Raw genomic sequence first — 20,619 nt, 5'->3', positions numbered from 1 at the left:
ATTTGCGTCAGGATAAATCGCTTTTTAGTTTTATTCAATCTATTGATAATAAAAACAATAAATAAACAAGCGATTTCAAAAAAAATACATTTTTGGTCTGTTTTTATTACCTTTTAGGAAATTAATATGAATGAAATTATTGCAGTAGCGACTATAACCATTTTAGCTGTTATTAGTCCGGGACCGGACTTTGCTATGGTAACTCGTAATAGTTATACCTATGGAATTAAAACAGGCTTACTGTGTGCGCTAGGTATCGCTATAGGTGTGCAAGTTCATGTGTTTTATACCGTTTTCGGCATCACTTTAGTCATTTTGAGTTCACCAACATTATTCTTAATCGTTAAACTTATTGGTGTATTTTATTTGGTGTACATCGGGTTTAAATCATTGACTAATAAAGTCAAAATATCCTCAGACAAGACCACCTCAAAGCCATTATCGGCCTTAAATGCATTTAAAAATGGTTTTTTAACGAATGCGTTAAACCCAAAAACCATGTTTTTTGTGGTCTCTGTGTATAGCCAAGTTATCAGTACACAGAACTCAATTTGGTTAAATTTGAGTTATGGCCTATTTATTTCTTTCGCTCATTGGCTTTGGTTTAGTCTAATTGCTATTTTCTTTGCAACACCTGTAGTACGAAACAAAATTCTTAACTACCAATTCGTTATGGATAGAACAATTGGTACTCTACTCATTCTATTGGGATTATCTTTATTATTCTTTAATGTAAATTAATCTTATATTCACACAAATGATCGCTATTTGCCCTGCAACCGATAGTATTCATTAACCACTTTCGCCAACTCAATAACATCTTCAGGAATATTGAGTTTGGTGAGTTTCTCAAATGGCACCCATTCAAATGGAGCAAAAGGCGGTTGTGATGAGGGTAATAGCTCACATAAGTAAATCATATCAATATGCCAATGGTTTCCTCTCTTTTTATCCGCAATAAATTCTTTCAAAATAGCAATGGGCAACGGTAGTACTTGTGTATGAGATGAATCATGCACTTGTGAGGCAAATGGCAAACCGCAACTAATCACTCGGCACTCTAGCCCTGTTTCCTCAAGAACTTCTCGAAAAACAGCATGTTGTGGTTCTTCATTCTCTTCAATGTGGCCACCTGGGGGTAACCAAAAACCAAGTTTTTGATGTTCGTGTAATAAAAACTCACCATGCTCATTACGGATCATTGCTGTTGCCGTAAAATGTTTAATTTCCTTTCTCATCTCACCACTTCTCTTTTTTATTGTGCCATTCTTACCTTGTATTTCTGGTGTCGAGCCTAACACCTTGTTGCCTTCCAGTCATATGGCATTAGCTCTGCTAATGTCACTTGCGTGTTTTCATTGACAGCAACGACTGTTGACTGGTTTTTATCCGACAACTGACTTAGCAACTCCCTGCAGCGCCCACAAGGCGGCACGATACAACCTGAAGCATCAACGGCAACAATGGCTTTAATGACTGATTTGCCATTTTTAAGCATATCTGCAATAGCGGCATGTTCCGCACAAAAGCCAAGTGAACATGCAGAATCAATACTGATACCACTATAGATCTCACCATCTTCTGTTTCTAATGCCGAAGCCACATAGCCAGTTTCTATATAACCATTAAAGGTGGCGGGTTTAGCATATTGCTTTGCTACTTCAATTAAGTGTTTTAACATCATTTTTCCATTAACTATTCTATTGATACATCTTATTAGACGTTAATCCGATAAAAAACATCAAATTTTTTGTGCTTTATTCTAAGTCCACCATATAGAGAATGACTGATTTTATTGTTCTCACCACTCACTAAGCCTTTTTCAGTAAGCTCACGATACACCTGTGACACTGTCACTAATGAAATACCCTCTTGCTTAGCAAAAGCTCTATGGATCGTAAATCGAGCTCTGGGCTTCAATTCTCCACGAGAAATCTGCTCTGCTATTTTATCAACGTTTTTTTGGTAACGAGCCTGAGCCATGTGATTGTTGCTGCGCCCAAAAGATTTGCAGGATGAGTTAATTATTGAAAATATGGGGCATTCAAAGCGCGGTCTTTCAAAATAAATTGTCGTATGCTTAGTTGATACGGTTAGCTGTAAACTTTTAGGGGACTAAATTGGAAAACTCATTTGATTATTATAAGCAACAAGTTATGTATTCTGAGGACGGGGCTCCAAATGAACCCCCATGGGTTAACGGAAAACCTACGCCAAAGGATATTCAATTTCTGATAAAACCATTATGCGGTTAGTGCAAGTTTTGCTCCAAACATCAAGAATACGGCACCAATACAGCTATTAGAGAACTTAGACAGTTTTTTATTATGTTTGACCATATTCGTTACAGCAACCGCACCAAAGATCAGCAGTGATAAGTAAATCATGCTGCAGGTTTCTAAAATTAGGCCAAGAATGAAAAATGGCACACCTGCACTTGGGTAAGCTGGGTCAATAAATTGGATAAAAAATGAAACATAAAAAATGATCATCTTAGGATTTAGTAAACTTAAAAAAACAGCTTTTTTATAGGTACCCTTGGTTTCTAAGATAATTGAATCAACATCGCCTGTATTTTCTTTTTTATATAATACGCTATACAGGGTTTTCATCCCTAAATAAAATAAATAAGCTGCCCCTGCGTATTTTATAACACTAAAAAAGATAGGTGATGTTTTTACTAAAGATGCAACGCCTAAAAATGAGAGAAAAATGAGGATAGCATCTCCTGTAAAGACACCTAATGCGGCTTTATAACCATTTTTCACACCATATTTTGCACTGCTAGTTAAAACAAATAAAGAATTAGGGCCTGGTACCAGTGTAATAAAAATAACACCGATAAGATAAGTCCATAAATTTGTAATACCGAGATTTTCAAGCATAGGAAACCCGCTAACTCAATAAAAGTTATAACAAAAAATTCACATTGTTTCTTTATGGTTATTATGATACAGGCTTTACATGACTTGTAAAAGATATCACTACCTGATAATTGCATTACGATATATAAAACCAATTAAATGCAAAATACTAGACAAACAACATTGAACCGGAGGATTAAATTGAAATAATAACCCAAAACAAACCTCTTAATCAGAAGCTAGCTATAAATAGCCAGCCAAATAGAGATAAACACCAAAATTTAAATCTTAAACAGTATTTAATGCCATGGAATAAATAGAAATAGCAGTAGTGATTTGATTAAGGTTTCGCGTTATAACATAAAAGTCGGTGCTATTTAGAAGTAAAGTCGGATAAAGCCTGTATGAAACTAAAATATCCCACCACTAATATTTTATCTCTTTAAAATCAATCAAATTATATAAGTACTCATAACTACAATAAGGTTAGCTTAAATGGCGTCACAACAAAATAATCAATGGCAAAAAGCGATGATGGCAGGCGCGGTTCATACCGCTCCTCTCAATCTCGCTGTTATTCCTTGGGGAGTTTTAGCGGGTTCAATGGCTGTCGAAACTGGTCTCGATTTCTGGCAAAGCGTAGCGATGTCTGCAATGGTATTTGCAGGCGCAGCACAGTTAGTCACTCTTGGGTTGCTTAACTCGGGTGCAGGCTATATCACAATTGTTATTTCTGTTTTTTTTATTACTTCCCAGCACTTACTCTATGGGCTGACTTTGCGCCCCCAAGTTAAAGACTTTACAACACCTCAGCGCCTTAGCATCGGCTTTTTGCTGACTGATGAACTATTTGCGATTAGTGCTGCTAAACGCCAGAGTTTAAGTTTTCCCTATCTCTTTGGTGCTGGGTTTAGTTTTTATCTTGTTTGGTTAATTACTAGCCTTTGTGGGATTGCCATGGCCAATATTGTGGGCGATTTGAGCCGCTTACATCTCGACTTTTCTGTGGTTGCAACTTTGCTCGCAATCGTCGTTCCATTAACCAGAAAAATAAGCACACTTTGTGGCGTTATCTTTTCGCTCGTTGTCGCTATCGTACTTTCAATGTACTCCTTTAGCAGTGCTATTGTTATCGCAGGTGTGGGTGGGATGTTTGTATCAGTGGCTGTTTCACGTATATTGAAGGAAGAAAAATGATTTGGCTTTTAATTATTACCTTAACAGCGGTTGTTTTTACTCTACGTTATATTTTTCTAATACCACAGTTGCCAATACGCCTCCCACTTGTGGTTCGTCAAGCGTTAGGGTACTCAGCACCTTGCTTATTAACCGCAATTTGTGCTCCTGTTATCTTATTGGAAAACCATGAGCTACGTTCCTTCCTAGATAATCCTTATTTATGGGGGGCGTTATTCTGTGTCGTTGTTGCCTCAGTATTGAAAAATATGCTGTTAACTGTCGGTCTTACCTTAGTATTTTTCTATTCCCTTATTTATTTCATCGGTTAACTTATTATTCAGGATAAAGCATCGTTTAGCACTTTGCTTTATCTTGGTTAATCCCTCATAATATGCCTCTCTCAAAATACATTCCTTTTCAATTTCACCCTGTCATTGATTGTCATAGTGAATACTTTATTGGCCTTACTCAATAAATAGCCAATTAACTTTTATAGATAATGGATAATACAATACCATGCTTAATAATTATGTTTTACGCAGCGTTCGCTATATGTTGGACTTAAGCGACGCCCAAATGGTTAAAATCGTAAAACTTGCAGATTTGGATGTTACAAAAGAAGAAATGGTGGCTTGGTTAAAAAAAGATAATGAGCCTGAATATGTTGAATGTAACGACAATGTCATGGGGCATTTTCTAAACGGTTTAATTTATCACCGTCGTGGAAAAGATGAAAATCATCCCGCACCTGAAGTTGATAGCCGCCTTAATAACAATATTATGCTCAAAAAATTACGCGTGGCTTTTGAATTAAAAGATACAGATATGATTGAAATTTATCAGCTTGTTGACTTTCGCGTATCTAAGCCTGAACTTAACGCTGTATTTCGCAAACCAGGTCATAAAAACTACCGCGAATGTGGAGACCAATTACTGCGTTACTTCCTAAAAGGCCTGACAATTCGCCTACGTGGTGATAAGTAACCGTATCCTGCTCGTTTTTTATTCGTTCATTTTACATCCCCCTGACATTTGTCTATAATGAAGGTGACAAATGTCAGGAGGTTCAAATGAGAAACTATATCCCCACAACGCCGCTTCAACCCGCAGCTTCTGCTTTTAAGCCACTATGGCGCCATGTCGGGTTACCCGCTGAAAGGGGTATTGAATTAACCCATTATTTACGTCAAGGCCTATCTGTCTCTGTCTTAGACAATATCCAAGAGTGGTCAGGGGTGAGCAAAGCAGAACTATTGCGGATATCTGGTATCAATGAACGGAATATCGCTCGTCGCAAAAATGCTGGCCAGCCCCTAAATGCTGATGAAAGTGAACGAATTGCACGTCTAGTAAGGGTATTTGATGCCGCAGTGCGTTTATTTAATGGTGATAAACACGCAGCAAGTGATTGGCTCAATCACCCAGTGAAAGGCTTGGGTCATTTACGCCCTATTGAGCTTATCGCAACAGAAAGCGGAGCCATTGAAGTGATTGATTTAATTGGCCGTATTGAACATGGTGTATTTTCATGATCCTATATCGGTTGGTTAAATCCAGTTTTGCTCACGATGCATGGTCGGGCCAAGGGGCTATGCTCTATGGTGGGCGTTGGAATCATAAAGGGACTCCCGCTGTTTATACATCGACGAGTATTTCATTAGCAACCCTTGAAATACTCGTACACATCAATCAAGACATACTATTAAACCAGTTCAGTTTACTATCCATAGATATCAATGATAAGTACGTAATGAAATTGTCGTTAGACCACCTTCCAACGGATTGGCAACAAGACCCAGCGCCAACCTCTACAATGGATATTGGCACTACATGGCTTAATAACCAAGATAGCTTAGTATTGTTAATTCCCTCTTGTATTATTCCCTATGAATACAACGCAATAATCAACCCGTTGCATCCGCAATTTCAAAAAGCCATACGGACGGTTAAACCACTGGATTTTAGCGTTGATCCACGCTTAGCATAACTAAATATTTGCTAACAAATACTGTAAAAAAGCGTCTATCTTCGGCGATAATGCACTACGACTCGCATAAACTGCACGAAGTTCTATTGGCGCTGGCGATACTTCATCGAATTCTATGCGCACTAATTTCTTCTGTTTAATCTGCTCTGCGCATGCTTCTAATGCCAGAATGGCATAACCGATCCCATTCATTGCAGCAGCATAAGCCAGTGCGCCACTATTCACTCGGTAGTTACTGTTAATTATCACTTTTTTCTGCAAGCCAGATGAATCAATAAATATCCACGGTTGCCCCTGTAACGCACTCAAACTCGAAATGCACGGCATACTGGCTAAATCAGTATATGAACGTGGTTTTCCCACTTTTTCAATTAACTGAGGCGCTGCTACCACAACGCTTTGCCATGATTTAACCAAGCGTGAATGATAACTACTGTCTTCAAGATGACCACGATGAAAAGTGAGTAATAGATCTATATCATCACTAATGACATCTTGGGGGATTAATTGAGTATCACAATGAATATTCAATTGTGGGTGGGACAATGCAAATTTTGCTAATAAATCAGCTAACAATAAACTACCAGATTCACTCGGAATAGTTAGCCGTAACGTTCCCGTAATTTGCTGTGGATAACAAATTTGCACCACAACCTGTTCTAATTCACTGACTAGCTTTTGACTTTGCTCAAATAAAATGTTTCCCGTCTCGGTCAACCGCATTTGCCGGGTTGTGCGTTCAATTAATTGGCTATTAAGTTGTTGCTCCAGCTGTTTAATATAACGACTCACATTCGATGTCGGCATTGAAAGTAACTTTGCTGCATTGGCAAAACTCCCTTGTGTCGCAACAGCAATAAACACTTTCAATAAATTCAGGTCAACAGCCATATTTAACCCCTACAGTTTTCTATTAACCTGAACTAATAGCATTAGCAGTAACCAAAATCCATTATTTTTTGATACCGTTCCGCCAACAATACTTCCATATCTAATTGAGTTAGTTCATTTAAATCAGTCAGTAACTGTTGTTTTAATTGTTGTGCAGCTAATTGATAGTCGCGGTGTGCTCCCCCCAAGGGCTCAGAAATAATAGTATCGATAATACCAAGCTCTTTTAACCGTGGCGCGGTCATACCCATTGCTTCCGCTGCAATTTGTGCCTTTTGGGGATCTTTCCACAAAATAGAAGCGCAACCTTCCGGGGATATCGCTGCATACGTGCTGTATTCCAACATATTAATACGATCGCCAACACCAATTCCTAACGCACCGCCAGAGCAACCTTCACCTGTAATAACACAAATAATGGGGGTTTTTAAATGTGACATTTCCATGATATTGCGTGCAATTGCTTCTGCTTGCCCTCGCTCCTCAGCGCCAACACCGGGGTAAGCCCCAGCAGAATCAATAAATACCAAAATAGGTAAATGGAAACGTTCTGCCATTTTCATTAAACGGAGTGCTTTACGGTAGCCTTCTGGCGACGGCATACCAAAATTACGCATAACTTTCTCTTTTGTTGTACGCCCTTTTTGTTGCCCCAGCACCATAACAGACCTACCATCCAAACGAGCAAGCCCTCCCACCAGCGCCTTATCATCAGCAAAAGCGCGGTCACCTGCTAGCTCTTGAAATTCAGTAAATATCAATGAAATATAATCAAGGGGATAAGGCCTTAGTGCATGTCTAGCTAACTGGACAATTTCCCATGCCCCAAGAGATGCAAATATCGTTTTCGTCAGCGAATGACTCTTTTTTTTCAAGAGCATGATCTCTTCTTCTAACTTTATTTCTGAAGGATGCCCTTTTTGTTTGAAAGCAATAAGCGCTTCAATTTTGTCATTGAGTTCAACGATGGTTTTCTCAAATGCAAGAAAATGGTTAGTCATAACTTTCCTAAAATGGTGACGGTAATCTTAGGAGTGTAATCAGAGAATAAATCCCATTCTATGCTTTAAAATAGGATTGATTATTATCAATGGTGGGATAATGTTTAACGCTGACTTTTCTTTAGTGAGTTTAATTTTAAGCTGTTTTCCATAATTTTTTGAAAATTAGGGCATAAAAAGTGATTTTCTTCAGGGCAGTTCGCAATATGCAAAATACCCTTTTTTAAGGCTAATAACCCCTGTATGGTTTGCTCAATTTCTTCAGCTTTTTCAAGTAAGCTCGCACGTTCAATATTAGGGCCATCCTTATGATTGAGCATGATAGCAATTTCGTCGAGTGTAAATTTAGCTTCTTGCCCTAATGCAATTAAAGATAAGCGGGTGATAACATCTTTCCCGTGATAAACCCGTTTTAACCCCTTGCGCCCAATCGGTTTAATCAACCCTTTTTCTTCATAATAACGTAAGGTTGATGCCGCTAGACCTGATAATTGGCTAACTTGAGAAATATCCAGTTCATCATGCATGAAATTATAACCCGCTCTAACATTCACAACTTAAGCTAATTGTTGCCGTAATAATACCGTGATTGCGCCATTCATAAAAATTTCACGGTCAACTACGTAACCCAACTTTTCAGCCACCCGTAAAGAGGCTAAGTTCCTCGGCTCAATAAAACAAATAGATTGCCGGAACTTATTTTCTTTTACTAGCCAAGACAATGCGGCCTGCATTGCTTCTGTTGCGTAACCTTTTCCTTGAAATTCAGGTGCAATGACCCAACCCGCTTCTGGAATACCTTTAACTTGGGGTTCAACCATGCGATGGAAATCAGCAAACCCTAAATCACCAATATACTGGCCACTTGCTTTTTCACGGACAGCCCAATAACCAAATCCTAATAACGGCCATAAACCACCGTAAGCTAGCATGCGCATCCATGATTCGCGGTCGCTAGATGGCATACCACCAATGTAGCGAACCATCGACTCAGTTGCCCATAATTTCGCAAGTGCAGGAAAATCACTCACTTGATGTTTATTTAATATCAATCTTTCTGTTTCAAGCACAGGTATTACAGCCATTGATTGCATCTCCTTGCTATCTAAATGGGGGTTCATCAAATGTTCTCAATTTCCTTGAGTGTAATTTATCCCCTTCTTGCCTTAATAAATCAATAGCACGAATACCTATTTGCAAGTGTTCTGAGATTGCACCTTCATAAAAACTGTTGGCTTGACCGGGTAATTTAATCTCGCCATGCAATGGTTTATCAGAAACACATAACAGCGTGCCATAGGGAACCCTGAAACGATAACCCTGAGCTGCAATTGTGGCACTTTCCATATCCACTGCGACCGCGCGGCTTAAGTTAAAACGGCGAGCTGTTGCAAAAAAACGTAATTCCCAATTTCGGTCATCAGTTGTAACAACGGTTCCTGTTCTGAGACGTTGTTTTACCAATTCCCCAGGCATATTACTAACTTGTTTTGTTGCGTCATATAAGGCGCGCTGGACTTCCGCTATACTTGGAATAGGAATATCTGGCGGTAATACATCATCAAGAATATGGTCATCACGCAAATAAGCATGGGCCAAAACATAATCGCCAATGTTTTGGCTTTCTCTTAACCCGCCACAATGGCCAATCATCAACCAAGCATGTGGTCGTAAAACGGCTAAATGATCGCAAATATTCTTTGCATTTGAAGGCCCAACACCAATATTCACTAAAGTAATTCCTGCACCATCTCTAGCGATTAGATGATATGCAGGCATTTGAAATTTTTTCCAGGTTAAATCAGAAGTGGCAATTTGTGGGTCTGCATTCTCAGCAGTTAAATAATTATGTCCTACACAAGATAATGCAATATAACGACTTTCAGGATCACGGACCTGTTCACATGCCCAATTCACAAATTCATCGACATAGCGATTATAATTGGTGAATAAAATGTACGGTTGGACATGTTCAGGAGGGGTTCCTGTATAGTGTTTCAAACGCGCTAATGAAAAATCCACACGCAATGCATCAAAATGAGACAGCGGCATTTCATCCGTAGCAGAGTACAAACCATCTGTAATATCATCGCTGATATGAGATAAATCGGTTATCGGAAAATGTGCAGCTAAATGACTGCTTATACTCCTATCCAACACTAAATCTGAACCATCAATGACAAAAGGATAAGGAATTTCAATTTTTGAAGGGCGAACAGCAAAAGTGACATCATAATCTTGCTGCAAAATAGACAGTTGCTCAGCTAAATAAGCACGAAATAGCTCTGGCTGAGTCACCGTAATGGTGTAATTACCGCGTTTAACAAAGCGTGCATATGCACGTGTTTTTTCGCAGTGATCGACTTTCCCTTCCCATGTAACACACAGTTCAGGGTAAGCAAATAACCCATTATCCCTTTCAGTAATATCTGGTATGCGGCCTTCTTCTACATAAATAGCGATAGCATCTCTTAATGAATCAATCGCATTGCTATATAACAACGAAAGTTTATCTAAAACATCGTCAATAGATAAGTTTTCATATTTCTGGCATTTTTCCAAAGACACACACAACTCCTCATCATCAGATAAAATCATCTCCGATAACATAGAGTATCAATGTGACAGTTGCAAAATATATTGCGATTAATGTACTTATATCTTCAGCAATGCATTTATTATCATGATCAATGCACTACAAAGGATAGAATAATTGGTAATGTGAACACCGCTGCCACGGTTTGTAATGTAATTATACCTGCCATTAGTTGGCTGTCCCCATTTAACTGACGCGTTAAAATATAGGCTGTTGGCGCCGTAGGGATAGCAAAAAATAGTACTAATAGGATGGTTTCAAGATTTGGCAACGAAAATAGCCCCGCCACTGTTACCGCTAAAATAGGCATAAGAAATAAACGTAGCAATGTCGATGCCATAATAGGTTTAAATTCATTTCTTAGCGTTGCTGTTTGTAATGCGGCCCCAATACATATTAACCCCAGTGGCAAGCTGGCGGCTGCAAGTAATTTTAAAAATTGGTCAGAGCCAAATGGCAATCCGATAGGTGATATATTTAATAACACACCAACGACACAGGAAATGATTAATGGATTTTTTATGATCGGTAATAAAATTTGCTTAACTGAAACCTTTTGTCCCGAAGATAACGAAAGTACCGCAATGACATTACAGCTTGGCACCAAAACAGCCATAATTACCGCAGCAATAGCGATCCCTTCTTTGCCAAATAAATCAGCAACAATAGCCAACCCTAAATAAGTATTAAACCGCGTAATTCCTTGGATATACGCACCAAACCTCGGGATAGGTATTCTGAATAAATATTTACAACCTAGAGTTAGCGCAGAGCTAATCGCTAAAACACAAAGGATAGCACTCGCTAGATAGGGTAATTTAGGATTATCCAAAGGCGCGGTGGCTAAACTGTTAATTAACAGTGCGGGAAACAAAATAAAGTAGTTTAATTTTTCCGCACTCGGCCAAAAATCAGTCGCGAATATTGTCGAACGTCGTAATACAAATCCCATTGCAATGAGAGCAAATAATGGCCACAAAACTAATAGAATCTTATCCATGAGAGCGTAATCTGTTTTTATTCGAGTATTGAGTAAGTTTGTTAATCAGTCTATCGTTAAATTTTTGTAACTGATAGGTAAAAAAAGCGCTATTCCTATATTTTACTTTTCTCAATTTATTTTCGATTTAATCAACTTTCACTTATTTATCTTTAAATGAATATTTTTCCACCCATAAAAAATTAAACCCTAAAATTATCTCACTTCGCTATATAAAAATCATTTGCCTGCAACAGAAATATTATGTATTTTTATTCACTATAAATGCATAATTAAAGAGGTTGGTATGTTTAAGAAATTAGTTTTTGCTGGCTGTATGTCATTAGCAGCCTTCGCCGGGAATGTTTACGCAAAAGAAAGCTATACCGTTGGTGCTGGCGGGACTTACCGCCCATTCGAATATGAAAATAGCCAGAAACAGCTTGAAGGCTTTGATATTGACATCATTAAAGCGGTTGCAGAAGCAGAAGGTTTTGACGTTAAGCTTGTCAATACACCTTGGGAAGGGATTTTTGCAACCTTGTCGTCTGGTGATCGAGACATCTTAATTTCAGGGATCACGATTACAGATAAACGCAAAAACATGGTTGATTTCTCTAACCCTTATTTCCCTGCTGAGCAAGCGATCGTCATCAGCGAAAACTCTGATGTAAAAGACTTAAATAGCTTAAAAGACCTGAATGTGGGCGTCGTGAACTCCAGCACTGGTGATATTGTTGTTTCTGATGTAATAGGTAAAAACAGCACAGCAATCAAACGTTTTGACAATACTCCGCTTTTATTACAAGAACTGTTCGAAGATGGCATTGACGCTGCGGTTGGTGATGTCGGTGTCATTAAATACTACATAAAAACCCACCCTGAGAAAAAATTTAAACTGATCTACGATAACCATTTCGAAAAACAATATTTTGGTATTGCTGTCGCTAAAGGAAATAGTGAATTACAGCAAAAGATAAATAACGGCTTAAATAAGATCATCGAAGACGGTACATACAATAAAATTTACCAAAAATGGTTTGATGAAAACGTTCCTCAATTACCAAAACAATAATTTAATCTAACTTAAGGCCATCCTTGGATGGCTTTTTCACGTTATAAATCAGGGTGAAAATTAAGATGTCTGCGTTTCGTTGGGAAATAATTGAAGAATACGCTCCATTATTTGCTGAAGGCGCAATGATGACGATAAAAGCGACCATCATCTGCGTTATTTTAGGCTCACTATGGGGGTTAACCCTCGGCTTAGGAAGAACGGCCAAAGCTGAACAAGGAATTTGGAAACCTATTTTACATTATTTTGTACAGTGGCCGGTTCGCTTCTATGTCAGTGCCTTCCGCGGTACTCCGTTATTCGTTCAAATAATGGTTGTTCACTTTGCCTTAGTGCCACTGTTTATTAACCCTCGTGATGGGTTATTTGTTACATCTGGGATAATGTCCGTTGACACCGCTAAAATGCTCCGCTCAGATTACGGTGCATTTCTATCTTGTGTCATTGCAATTACTTTAAACTCAGGAGCTTATGTCTCTGAAATTTTCCGTGCGGGTATTCAGTCCATTGATAAAGGGCAAATGGAGGCTTCTCGTGCTCTTGGCATGAGTTGGGCCAAAACAATGCGTAAGGTTATTCTTCCGCAAGCTTTCCGGCGCATTCTTCCCCCACTGGGAAATAATGCCATCGCGATTGTTAAAGATTCCTCCCTCGCTTCCGCTATCGGCTTGGCAGATCTCGCCTATGCAGCGAGAACTGTATCCGGTGCTTATGCAACTTACTGGGAACCCTACTTAACGATATCTGTGATTTATTGGATGCTGACATTTATACTTGCTCAGTTGGTGCAATATATGGAAAGAAGGTTGGGCAGAAGTGATTTACGTTAATAATTTACAAAAGAAATTTGGTGATGCCCATGTACTCAGAGGCATTTCTTGCGAAGTTAAACCTCAAGAAGTGATTTGTGTCATTGGCCCTTCCGGTTCAGGAAAAAGCACCTTTCTACGCTGTTTAAATGCACTAGAACGTCCAGATGGCGGTGAGATTAAAGTCAATGGCTTTGACGTTCATGATCCTAAAACTGATTTAAATAAGATGAGGGAAAATGTGGGGATGGTGTTTCAGCGTTTTAACCTATTCCCTCATATGACTGTGTTAGAAAACTTGATGATGGCCCCTACCTTAGTGAAAGGTATAAAAAAGGAAGTGGCGCTTAAGCAAGCTGAGCAACTCCTGATCAAAGTAGGACTGTTAGATAAAATTGATGCATGGCCAGCCAGTTTATCTGGAGGGCAGCAGCAACGAGTTGCGATTGCCCGAGCGTTAGCCATGCAGCCATCTATTCTGTTATTTGATGAGCCGACATCTGCACTTGACCCCGAATTAGTTGGTGAAGTACTTTCCGTGATGAAAACTCTTGCAAATGAAGGTATGACGATGGTCATCGTCACCCATGAAATGGGATTTGCGCGTGAAGTTGCTGACCGAGTCATGTTCATTGACCAAGGTATTATTCAAGAAGAAGGCACACCAGAACAACTCTTTACTGCACCTAAAAACCCACGAACTGCGGAATTTTTAAGTAAAGTACTTTAGTTTTATTACCTGCTTAGCATACTAAGCAGGTTTTTCTGATATCCAAATCTTTTTATTATCGATAAGCTAAGAATATTATTACTTAATAAAGTTTAATTTATGGATATCACAAGCCTCTGCAAACAATATCGCTCAGGGAAAAAATTTAAATATGTTTTCTTCTGGGGCCACCAAGCCAAACAAAATCAAATAACAAAAAGCTGTTTCAGCCAATGGTACCCTTCCCCATTTATTGTCAATAACCACCGCTTTGCCAGTGCAGAACATTTTATGATGGCCGAGAAAGCACGCTTATTTGGCGATTTAGAAACGCTGGATAAAATTATTTATGCGCCAAATCCTGGAGCGGCTAAAGCATTTGGCCGTGAAGTTCGTGGGTTTAAGCAAGATGTTTGGGATGAAAATCGTTTCGCTATTGTCGTTGCGGCTAATATGGCAAAATTTTCTCAGAATAAAGAATTGGGACAATTTTTACTCTCCACAAATGAGCGCGTGCTCGTTGAAGCTAGCCCTGTCGATAAAATATGGGGAATAGGCCTTGCTGAGGATGCTGAAAATATTGAAAACCCATTAACATGGAAAGGGTTAAATCTGCTCGGTTTCGCATTAATGGACGTTAGAAGCCAACTAGCCAATTTAACACTCTAATTTTTGCTTATTTTCTGATAAAACAGAAAAGCCCGTTGTTGTTAAACCGCGGGCCTGCCAATATTTTATTAAAATATAGAATATACTGCTGAGCTCTATTACAAAGGCATCCTATATTCAATCACACCAGGTTTTTCTGCCACCCAGTTATACAGTTTTTGCCCACGTAGATTGGTTTCTTGTGTATGCCAATATAAGCGGCCACATTGTTTTTCTTGTGCTTGTGCATGCACAAATTCAATTAATTGCTTCCCGACATGCCGCCCTCTCATTTCTGGCGTCACATATAAATCTTCAAGGTAGCAAAAATCATTTTCAGCCCATGTTGACCGGTGAAATAAATAATTCACAAAGCCAACAACTTTGCCATTTTCAAGTGCAACAGCACAATACATCGGTTCATTCTCATCAAAAAAACGCGCCCATGCTTTTAAGGTAATTTCTTCACTTAAGTCGACTTTATAAAATTTTTGGTATTCCAACCAATATACTAACCATGCTGAGTAATGATCAGGAGTAACAAATTCGACTGTCACTGGTAATGCCATTTTATTCATAATAACCCTTCCATTTATAGACATATTACATAATGGCGCTATAGTACATAGCAATCTGGCTCTGTATAAGAGACACTTTTGTTATTTATTTAGGATCCACTTTATGCGACGCCAACAGCATGCACAGTTTCCATTACTTTTACTTGAAGAAGGCTATATTAAGGAAAATGTTTATCACACAATACGTAACGCTATTTTAGATGGTCGTATTGCTGTCGGCATTAAACTCCCCTCCTCTAGAGCATTAGCCGAAATGATGTCGATCTCACGAAACTCGGTCATTGCTGGGTTTGAACGATTAATTGATGAAGGATATATTTATTCAAAAAAAGGCTCGGGAACTTATGTTTCTCCCCACATTCCTGATGAATTAGTTGGTACCATAGATAGTACTAAGCAGAATGACCAATCTAGATATCCTGCATTAAATCTGAATCCTAAAGTTTCTACTTTAACGAACTTATGGGAAAAATCGCGCCCGGACACCAACAAGTACCAAATGTTTAATATTGGTATTGGCTGTGTTGACCAATTTCCACATGAATTATGGGGAAGACTACTAGGCCGTGTTTGGCGTAAATCCAAACAGACTATTGCACATTTTAATCATCCTGATGGATATACACCGCTAAAAAACTTATTGGTAGATTACGTCCGTTCGACTCGCGGGGTTCACTGCAAACCACAACAAATTATTATTGTTAATGGGACGCAACAAGCCATTAATTTAGTAGCAAAAATCTTATTACAGCAAGGGGACAAAGTATGGTTAGATGACCCTGGTTATGATAGCGCCAGAGCTATTTTCACCGCTGCAGGTGCTGATATTGCTGCTATTTCATCTGACAGAGAAGGAATGGATATTGCCTACGGTGCAAAACACCATGAAACAGCAAAATTAATTTATACCACGCCTTCTCACCAGTTTCCGCTAGGCACAACCCTCAGCTTACCGCGGCGTTTAACATTATTGGATTGGGCACAACAAAACAACGCATGGATTTTTGAAGATGACTACAACAGTGAATTTCGCTTTTTATCAAAGCCAATTCAAGCGCTACAAGGCTTAGATAATCATCAACGTGTTATTTATGCAGGGACGTTTTCTAAAATGATGTATCCTGGCTTTCGTTTAGGTTTCTTAATTGTGCCAGAAATTCTGAGTGAAGCATTCACCATGATGAAATATTATAGCGATAGCCATTGTGGTTATTTAGAACAGGCCGCTTTAGCCCAGTTTATCCAAGAAGGCCACTATGCACGTCATGTCAGAAAAATACGGAAGATATGCTACGATAGGCAAAATACGTTTATCAATGCCATTAATCACTATCTCCCTCACCTATTTAATGTACAAATGACGGATTCAGGCATTCATACTGTCTGTTGGGTTAAAGACGGTTATGATACTAACGTGATCCTTAACCAATGCCGTCTGTTAGGCTTTGGTGCACAACCGTTATCGCGCTACTGTATTCAAAGTTCTCACCAAAATGCAATTCTATTTGGCTATGCTGCTCATTGCGAAGACGAGATAATTAGCAATATAAAATTACTTAGTGAACAATTGACTAATATATACCCTAGTTAAACAAGAATGATTTTCAGCGTTTATCCGATAGCGAGAATTCTTCTAGTCTTTATAACTGTACCTTAATAGCATTGTTTATATTGAGGTACTTTTATGACAAAAATAAATTATCCCCATGAGTACGAAGTTGGCGATGTTGTCTTTACCAGTATTGGAACCGAGCTGTTTAGGCAAATAGCCTCGGCTTCTTTATGTTGGAGTAACCATGTTGGTATGATTGTCGGCCATAATGGCGAAGACTACTTGATTGCAGAAAGTCGCGTTCCGCTTTCAACAACCACGACCTTATCTCGCTTTATTGCCCGTTCATCTGATAAACGTTACAGCGTACGTCGATTTACACATACATTAACCAATGAACAAAAATCTGCATTAGTTTCCGAAGTTCCTGCTCGTTTAAATAAGTTTTATCACACTGGATTTAATTATGAGTCTTCTAGGCAGTTTTGTTCAAAGTTTGTTTTCGATATTTATCAATCTGCGTTATCAGTTCAAATAGGGGAATTAGAAACCTTCAAAGAATTATTAACTAAAAACCCGAATGCAAAATTAAATTTTTGGAAATTATGGTTTATTGGACAAATTCCGTGGGAGCGTAAAACAGTGACTCCTGCAAGTCTATGGCATCACCCTGAATTATCGCTCATATACCGCAGTCATGAGGATATACATTAACAACCAATACGGATTTAAACTCGCACAAGAAAGCACTCAATAGAGTGCTTTTTGATATAATCGACTGAATTTACAATGAGACTTATTTTTTCTTATTTAACATCGATTTCAAGTCAGCAAACGGGTTATAAGTTGCTGCCTCAACGTCATTTTGCGCATCTTCCCCTGCCACGACATTCGTGCCATACATTTCAGCTTCGGTGTACTTAGAATGTTCATGATCATGGCAAAATAGACATAACAGCTCCCAATTGCTGCCATCTTCTGGGTTATTGGTATGATCATGGTCGATATGATGCACGGTTAATTCACGCAAATTTGAATACACAAACTCGCGGGTACAGCGTCCACAAACCCATGGGTAAATTTTAAGTGCTTTTTCACGATAGCCACTTTCTAATCGCGCATAGTTTTTAGGGATCAAAGCCATTGCCGATATTCCTGTTGAAAATAGTAATTTTGAGATAATACGCCTAATATACCTCAGTTTAGAGCAAAAAAAGAAACTCAAAACAACAAAAAAACCCAGATACCATGAAGTCCCAACTTTATAGGGCACTCCATCAACTCTGGGTCCTTGTATTCGTTAATTTATACTTAAATTACTTATTCAACAATTCTCTGCGGATAATCTCAGCACCGGCACTTAATGCATTAAGCTTACCAGTTGCAACACGACGAGATAACGGTGCCATACCACAGTTAGTGGATGGATAAAGATTGTCGGCATCGACAAATTGGAGCGCTTTACGTAATGTATTAGCGACTTCCTCTGGTGTTTCGATGATATTGCTCGCTACGTCAATCGCCCCCACCATTACTTTTTTACCGCGAATAAGCTCAATTAAGTCCATAGGAACATGAGAGTTATGACATTCTAAAGAGATAATATCGATGCTCGAGGTTTGCAGTTTTGGGAAAGCCTCTTCATACTGCCGCCACTCAGAACCCAGTGTCTTCTTCCAATCAGTATTGGCTTTGATGCCGTATCCATAACAAATATGAACTGCGGTTTCACATTTTAGCCCTTCAATGGCTCTTTCTAATGCAGCTACACCCCAATCGTTCACTTCATCAAAAAACACATTAAAAGCAGGCTCGTCAAATTGAATAATATCAACCCCTGCAGCTTCAAGCTCTTTTGCTTCTTGATTCAAAATCTTAGCAAATTCCCATGCCAGTTTTTCACGACTTTTGTAATGGTTATCATACAGTGTATCAATCATTGTCATCGGGCCAGGAAGCGCCCATTTTATCGGCTGGTTCGTTAACTTACGTAAAAATTTAGCATCTTCCACAAAAACAGGTTTTTGACGTTCAACCGCTCCAACCACTGTCGGCACGCTCGCATCATAGCGATCGCGAATTTTAACCACTTCTCGCTTTTCAAAATCAACGCCACTGAGATGCTCAACAAATGTCGTCACAAAGTGCTGACGCGTTTGTTCACCATCGCTAACAATATCAATTCCTGCGCGCAGTTGATCTTCTAAGGATAAACGCAGTGCGTCTTGTTTTCCCTCTACAAGTTCTTCGTTTTCCAACTTCCAAGGAGACCAAAGCGTCTCAGGCTGAGCAAGCCAAGAAGGTTTGGGTAAACTGCCAGCGGTAGATGTTGGTAATAATGTTTTCATAATAATTGACCTTAAATTTTTATAATTAATCAAAGCGCGTAGTTAGCAGACCATTGCTCTAGAATATGCTTATAGGGTTCAATAAAGTGTTCTTCTGTATATTTCCCCTGCTCAATAGCCAATCGGCTACGTTCTTCGCGGTCATAAACAATTTTTGTTAATGAATAGTCTTGGTTCGTCAAACTCGGTTGGTAACATGGCCCCGCCACAGAGTTCGCATTGTAAATCTCTGGCCGATAAATCTTCTGGAATGTTTCCATCGTGCTGATTGTGCTAATCAATTCAATATTGCTGTAATCGCTCAGCAAGTCTCCCGTAAAATAAAATGCCAACGGTGCAACACTATTTTTAGGCATGAAATAACGAACCTGTAACCCCATCTTTTTAAAATATTGATCCGTTAATGAAGCTCCATTTTGCTGATATTCAATACCCAATATAGGATGGGTATTTCCAGTTTGGTGGTAAATATCTTTATTTGATACACTTAAACATATCACTGGCGCCTTACTAAAATGCGCTTTGTATTCGTCCGAATTCACAAAATATTTAAAGATATTCCCATGCAAGTCACCAAAGTTTTCTGGGATACTAAAGTTGGCTTGGTCTTTATTGTGATCTAGCAATAAAACACTGAAATCATAATCACGCACATAAGATGAAAAATTATTTCCAACAATGCCCTCAGTTCGCTCGCCCGATTTATGATCAACAATATTGGTTTTTAATATTTCAATCACGGGGAAAGTATGACCATTCCCTTCAACACTCATCTCGACAGAAATAATTTCCAACTCGACTGAATAACGGTCACTTTTAGGGTTATCCCAATAGGCCAATGTATTGAAACGGTTGTTCATCATGACAAGCGTATTACGCAAATTTTCTTGGCGATTTTTCCCTCTGGCTAAATTAGCAAAGTTAGTTGTTATACGTGTATTTTCAGAAGGATTATAATTTTCATCAAAAAGACTACTTTTAATCGTAAATGTAAAATTTTTGTTCATCGTCTCGCCACACCCTAAATTCTAAGATAGAAACTAAATTTACTTCTTGATTTTCTAGAAGTTTTCGTTTTTTATTCATCAATATTTATGTTGTAAATACGTTAACTTGCTCGCGTTATCTAATTTATGCCAGAGCTGTTGACTGAGTGAAAGCGACTTAATTTCATTTCGAACGTGAATGATTTTCATGATCATAAATTTGACTTATTTTAATTATGTGACAGAAAACAAATAAATATTATTTTTTGTTAAAAATCATTATATTAGGGTATTTACGCATCCACATTATGAGGGGAGCGAATCATCGTTGCGCAGGTTTGAACATTGATTAATGAAATGAATTTAATTGATACATAAAGAAAACACTTGGGTTATACAGTAAGAATCATTCGCTAC

26 protein-coding genes are annotated in these 20,619 nt (G+C 38.6%); 12 read left to right on the top strand and 14 right to left on the bottom strand.

Annotated features, from left to right (window positions below):
• Positions 1-126: 126 nt before the first annotated feature.
• Positions 127-741, top strand: coding sequence for a LysE family translocator (locus PR800_RS11315; RefSeq protein WP_102140337.1), 615 nt, complete (start codon positions 127-129; stop codon positions 739-741).
• 23 nt (positions 742-764) lie between these two features.
• Here the strand turns inward: PR800_RS11315 and PR800_RS11310 are convergent, their stop codons facing one another.
• From PR800_RS11310 to leuE, 4 genes are all read right to left on the bottom strand, one after another.
• On the bottom strand, positions 765-1,238 hold the full coding sequence (locus PR800_RS11310) for an NUDIX hydrolase (RefSeq protein WP_166267453.1): 474 nt from the start codon (positions 1,236-1,238) through the stop codon (positions 765-767).
• 56 nt (positions 1,239-1,294) lie between these two features.
• Entirely contained in the window at positions 1,295-1,681 is a 387-nt protein-coding gene (locus PR800_RS11305; protein ID WP_202981455.1) for a cytidine deaminase family protein, read from the bottom strand.
• 35 nt (positions 1,682-1,716) lie between these two features.
• Positions 1,717-1,983, bottom strand: a complete 267-nt coding sequence (locus PR800_RS11300) for a GntR family transcriptional regulator (protein ID WP_166267457.1) — start codon at positions 1,981-1,983, stop codon at positions 1,717-1,719.
• Positions 1,984-2,243: 260 nt separating this feature from the next.
• Positions 2,244-2,885 carry a leucine efflux protein LeuE gene (gene leuE / locus PR800_RS11295; protein WP_102140341.1) on the bottom strand — a complete coding sequence of 214 codons (642 nt, stop codon included), beginning with the start codon at positions 2,883-2,885 and terminating at the stop codon, positions 2,244-2,246.
• 474 nt (positions 2,886-3,359) lie between these two features.
• On the opposite strand from leuE, the gene PR800_RS11290 reads away from it, so the two are divergent.
• The 5 genes from PR800_RS11290 (at position 3,360) to PR800_RS11270 (ending at position 6,030) form a co-directional block, all read left to right on the top strand.
• Positions 3,360-4,061 carry an AzlC family ABC transporter permease gene (locus tag PR800_RS11290; protein ID WP_102140342.1) on the top strand — a complete coding sequence of 234 codons (702 nt, stop codon included), beginning with the start codon at positions 3,360-3,362 and terminating at the stop codon, positions 4,059-4,061.
• Positions 4,058-4,372: an AzlD domain-containing protein gene (locus PR800_RS11285; protein WP_210848087.1), complete on the top strand. Its 315-nt coding sequence runs from the start codon at positions 4,058-4,060 to the stop codon at positions 4,370-4,372. The genes PR800_RS11290 and PR800_RS11285 overlap by 4 nt, the downstream gene beginning before the upstream one ends.
• A 187-nt stretch (positions 4,373-4,559) precedes the next feature.
• Complete coding sequence (locus PR800_RS11280; protein ID WP_102140344.1) at positions 4,560-5,027, top strand: DUF1456 family protein; 468 nt, start codon at positions 4,560-4,562, stop codon at positions 5,025-5,027.
• A gap of 86 nt (positions 5,028-5,113) precedes the next feature.
• Complete coding sequence (gene parS / locus PR800_RS11275; RefSeq protein WP_210848088.1) at positions 5,114-5,575, top strand: type II RES/Xre toxin-antitoxin system antitoxin; 462 nt, start codon at positions 5,114-5,116, stop codon at positions 5,573-5,575.
• Positions 5,572-6,030 carry an RES family NAD+ phosphorylase gene (locus PR800_RS11270; RefSeq protein ID WP_206276379.1) on the top strand — a complete coding sequence of 153 codons (459 nt, stop codon included), beginning with the start codon at positions 5,572-5,574 and terminating at the stop codon, positions 6,028-6,030. The genes parS and PR800_RS11270 overlap by 4 nt, the downstream gene beginning before the upstream one ends.
• Here PR800_RS11270 and PR800_RS11265 read toward each other — a convergent pair whose 3' ends face one another.
• The 6 genes from PR800_RS11265 to PR800_RS11240 form a co-directional block, all read right to left on the bottom strand.
• Positions 6,031-6,921 carry a LysR family transcriptional regulator gene (locus PR800_RS11265; protein WP_206276378.1) on the bottom strand — a complete coding sequence of 297 codons (891 nt, stop codon included), beginning with the start codon at positions 6,919-6,921 and terminating at the stop codon, positions 6,031-6,033.
• A gap of 41 nt (positions 6,922-6,962) precedes the next feature.
• Positions 6,963-7,922 (bottom strand): acetyl-CoA carboxylase carboxyl transferase subunit alpha, encoded by a 960-nt coding sequence (accA, locus tag PR800_RS11260; protein WP_272530831.1) that lies wholly within the window; start codon positions 7,920-7,922, stop codon positions 6,963-6,965.
• A 104-nt stretch (positions 7,923-8,026) separates the two neighbouring features.
• Entirely contained in the window at positions 8,027-8,449 is a 423-nt protein-coding gene (locus PR800_RS11255) for a helix-turn-helix domain-containing protein (RefSeq protein ID WP_102140349.1), read from the bottom strand.
• Positions 8,450-8,479: 30 nt separating this feature from the next.
• Positions 8,480-9,043 (bottom strand): GNAT family N-acetyltransferase, encoded by a 564-nt coding sequence (locus PR800_RS11250; protein ID WP_102140350.1) that lies wholly within the window; start codon positions 9,041-9,043, stop codon positions 8,480-8,482.
• On the bottom strand, positions 9,024-10,484 hold the full coding sequence (locus tag PR800_RS11245) for an AMP nucleosidase (RefSeq protein WP_407072557.1): 1,461 nt from the start codon (positions 10,482-10,484) through the stop codon (positions 9,024-9,026). Before PR800_RS11245 ends, PR800_RS11250 begins: the two co-directional genes overlap by 20 nt.
• A 125-nt stretch (positions 10,485-10,609) precedes the next feature.
• On the bottom strand, positions 10,610-11,518 hold the full coding sequence (locus PR800_RS11240) for an AEC family transporter (RefSeq protein WP_272530830.1): 909 nt from the start codon (positions 11,516-11,518) through the stop codon (positions 10,610-10,612).
• Positions 11,519-11,804: 286 nt separating this feature from the next.
• Here PR800_RS11240 and PR800_RS11235 point away from each other — a divergent pair, with 286 nt between their 5' ends.
• The 4 genes from PR800_RS11235 (at position 11,805) to PR800_RS11220 (ending at position 14,759) form a co-directional block, all read left to right on the top strand.
• Positions 11,805-12,572 carry a basic amino acid ABC transporter substrate-binding protein gene (locus PR800_RS11235; RefSeq protein WP_407072555.1) on the top strand — a complete coding sequence of 256 codons (768 nt, stop codon included), beginning with the start codon at positions 11,805-11,807 and terminating at the stop codon, positions 12,570-12,572.
• A gap of 65 nt (positions 12,573-12,637) precedes the next feature.
• The gene (locus PR800_RS11230) at positions 12,638-13,402 is read left to right on the top strand and encodes an amino acid ABC transporter permease (protein WP_102140354.1); all 765 of its coding nucleotides are present in this window, start codon (positions 12,638-12,640) and stop codon (positions 13,400-13,402) included.
• On the top strand, positions 13,389-14,111 hold the full coding sequence (locus PR800_RS11225) for an amino acid ABC transporter ATP-binding protein (RefSeq protein WP_102140355.1): 723 nt from the start codon (positions 13,389-13,391) through the stop codon (positions 14,109-14,111). The genes PR800_RS11230 and PR800_RS11225 overlap by 14 nt, the downstream gene beginning before the upstream one ends.
• A 99-nt stretch (positions 14,112-14,210) precedes the next feature.
• Positions 14,211-14,759 carry an NADAR family protein gene (locus tag PR800_RS11220; RefSeq protein WP_102140356.1) on the top strand — a complete coding sequence of 183 codons (549 nt, stop codon included), beginning with the start codon at positions 14,211-14,213 and terminating at the stop codon, positions 14,757-14,759.
• Positions 14,760-14,857: 98 nt separating this feature from the next.
• Here PR800_RS11220 and PR800_RS11215 read toward each other — a convergent pair whose 3' ends face one another.
• The gene (locus PR800_RS11215) at positions 14,858-15,316 is read right to left on the bottom strand and encodes a GNAT family N-acetyltransferase (protein ID WP_102140357.1); all 459 of its coding nucleotides are present in this window, start codon (positions 15,314-15,316) and stop codon (positions 14,858-14,860) included.
• Positions 15,317-15,419: 103 nt separating this feature from the next.
• Between PR800_RS11215 and pdxR the strand changes: the two genes are divergently transcribed.
• Together pdxR and PR800_RS11205 are read left to right on the top strand one after the other, a co-directional pair.
• Positions 15,420-16,907: a MocR-like pyridoxine biosynthesis transcription factor PdxR gene (pdxR, locus tag PR800_RS11210; protein ID WP_272530829.1), complete on the top strand. Its 1,488-nt coding sequence runs from the start codon at positions 15,420-15,422 to the stop codon at positions 16,905-16,907.
• Positions 16,908-17,000: 93 nt separating this feature from the next.
• Entirely contained in the window at positions 17,001-17,582 is a 582-nt protein-coding gene (locus PR800_RS11205) for a YebB family permuted papain-like enzyme (protein WP_166267473.1), read from the top strand.
• A gap of 82 nt (positions 17,583-17,664) precedes the next feature.
• On the opposite strand, the gene yajD is transcribed toward PR800_RS11205, so the two are convergent.
• From yajD to PR800_RS11190, 3 genes are all read right to left on the bottom strand, one after another.
• The gene (gene yajD, locus PR800_RS11200; RefSeq protein ID WP_102140678.1) at positions 17,665-18,012 is read right to left on the bottom strand and encodes an HNH nuclease YajD; all 348 of its coding nucleotides are present in this window, start codon (positions 18,010-18,012) and stop codon (positions 17,665-17,667) included.
• A gap of 172 nt (positions 18,013-18,184) precedes the next feature.
• Positions 18,185-19,216 (bottom strand): methionine synthase, encoded by a 1,032-nt coding sequence (locus PR800_RS11195; protein ID WP_272530828.1) that lies wholly within the window; start codon positions 19,214-19,216, stop codon positions 18,185-18,187.
• 29 nt (positions 19,217-19,245) lie between these two features.
• Positions 19,246-20,223: a DUF1852 domain-containing protein gene (locus PR800_RS11190; RefSeq protein ID WP_102140676.1), complete on the bottom strand. Its 978-nt coding sequence runs from the start codon at positions 20,221-20,223 to the stop codon at positions 19,246-19,248.
• Between the last annotated feature and the right edge of the window lie 396 nt (positions 20,224-20,619).

Source organism: Providencia sp. PROV205, assembly GCF_028479505.1.
Lineage (GTDB): Bacteria > Pseudomonadota > Gammaproteobacteria > Enterobacterales > Enterobacteriaceae > Providencia > Providencia huaxiensis.
The sequence above is the reverse complement of the archived record's forward strand: the minus strand, read 5'-3'. Positions and strand labels throughout refer to the sequence as shown.

Excerpts from the sequence above, each read along its gene's own strand:
- PR800_RS11280 (WP_102140344.1), top strand. The coding sequence starts at position 4,560 with ATGCTTAATAATTATGTTTTACGCAGCGTTCGCTATATGTTGGACTTA.
- PR800_RS11265 (WP_206276378.1), bottom strand. The coding sequence starts at position 6,921 with ATGGCTGTTGACCTGAATTTATTGAAAGTGTTTATTGCTGTTGCGACA.
- PR800_RS11240 (WP_272530830.1), bottom strand. The coding sequence starts at position 11,518 with ATGGATAAGATTCTATTAGTTTTGTGGCCATTATTTGCTCTCATTGCA.
- PR800_RS11310 (WP_166267453.1), bottom strand. The coding sequence starts at position 1,238 with ATGAGAAAGGAAATTAAACATTTTACGGCAACAGCAATGATCCGTAAT.
- PR800_RS11270 (WP_206276379.1), top strand. The coding sequence starts at position 5,572 with ATGATCCTATATCGGTTGGTTAAATCCAGTTTTGCTCACGATGCATGG.
- PR800_RS11255 (WP_102140349.1), bottom strand. The coding sequence starts at position 8,449 with ATGCATGATGAACTGGATATTTCTCAAGTTAGCCAATTATCAGGTCTA.
- PR800_RS11300 (WP_166267457.1), bottom strand. The coding sequence starts at position 1,983 with ATGGCTCAGGCTCGTTACCAAAAAAACGTTGATAAAATAGCAGAGCAG.
- PR800_RS11285 (WP_210848087.1), top strand. The coding sequence starts at position 4,058 with ATGATTTGGCTTTTAATTATTACCTTAACAGCGGTTGTTTTTACTCTA.
- pdxR (WP_272530829.1), top strand. The coding sequence starts at position 15,420 with ATGCGACGCCAACAGCATGCACAGTTTCCATTACTTTTACTTGAAGAA.
- accA (WP_272530831.1), bottom strand. The coding sequence starts at position 7,922 with ATGACTAACCATTTTCTTGCATTTGAGAAAACCATCGTTGAACTCAAT.
- yajD (WP_102140678.1), bottom strand. The coding sequence starts at position 18,012 with ATGGCTTTGATCCCTAAAAACTATGCGCGATTAGAAAGTGGCTATCGT.
- PR800_RS11315 (WP_102140337.1), top strand. The coding sequence starts at position 127 with ATGAATGAAATTATTGCAGTAGCGACTATAACCATTTTAGCTGTTATT.
- parS (WP_210848088.1), top strand. The coding sequence starts at position 5,114 with ATGAGAAACTATATCCCCACAACGCCGCTTCAACCCGCAGCTTCTGCT.
- PR800_RS11250 (WP_102140350.1), bottom strand. The coding sequence starts at position 9,043 with ATGAACCCCCATTTAGATAGCAAGGAGATGCAATCAATGGCTGTAATA.
- PR800_RS11215 (WP_102140357.1), bottom strand. The coding sequence starts at position 15,316 with ATGAATAAAATGGCATTACCAGTGACAGTCGAATTTGTTACTCCTGAT.
- PR800_RS11235 (WP_407072555.1), top strand. The coding sequence starts at position 11,805 with ATGTTTAAGAAATTAGTTTTTGCTGGCTGTATGTCATTAGCAGCCTTC.
- leuE (WP_102140341.1), bottom strand. The coding sequence starts at position 2,885 with ATGCTTGAAAATCTCGGTATTACAAATTTATGGACTTATCTTATCGGT.
- PR800_RS11205 (WP_166267473.1), top strand. The coding sequence starts at position 17,001 with ATGACAAAAATAAATTATCCCCATGAGTACGAAGTTGGCGATGTTGTC.
- PR800_RS11230 (WP_102140354.1), top strand. The coding sequence starts at position 12,638 with ATGTCTGCGTTTCGTTGGGAAATAATTGAAGAATACGCTCCATTATTT.
- PR800_RS11305 (WP_202981455.1), bottom strand. The coding sequence starts at position 1,681 with ATGTTAAAACACTTAATTGAAGTAGCAAAGCAATATGCTAAACCCGCC.
- PR800_RS11290 (WP_102140342.1), top strand. The coding sequence starts at position 3,360 with ATGGCGTCACAACAAAATAATCAATGGCAAAAAGCGATGATGGCAGGC.
- PR800_RS11195 (WP_272530828.1), bottom strand. The coding sequence starts at position 19,216 with ATGAAAACATTATTACCAACATCTACCGCTGGCAGTTTACCCAAACCT.
- PR800_RS11190 (WP_102140676.1), bottom strand. The coding sequence starts at position 20,223 with ATGAACAAAAATTTTACATTTACGATTAAAAGTAGTCTTTTTGATGAA.
- PR800_RS11220 (WP_102140356.1), top strand. The coding sequence starts at position 14,211 with ATGGATATCACAAGCCTCTGCAAACAATATCGCTCAGGGAAAAAATTT.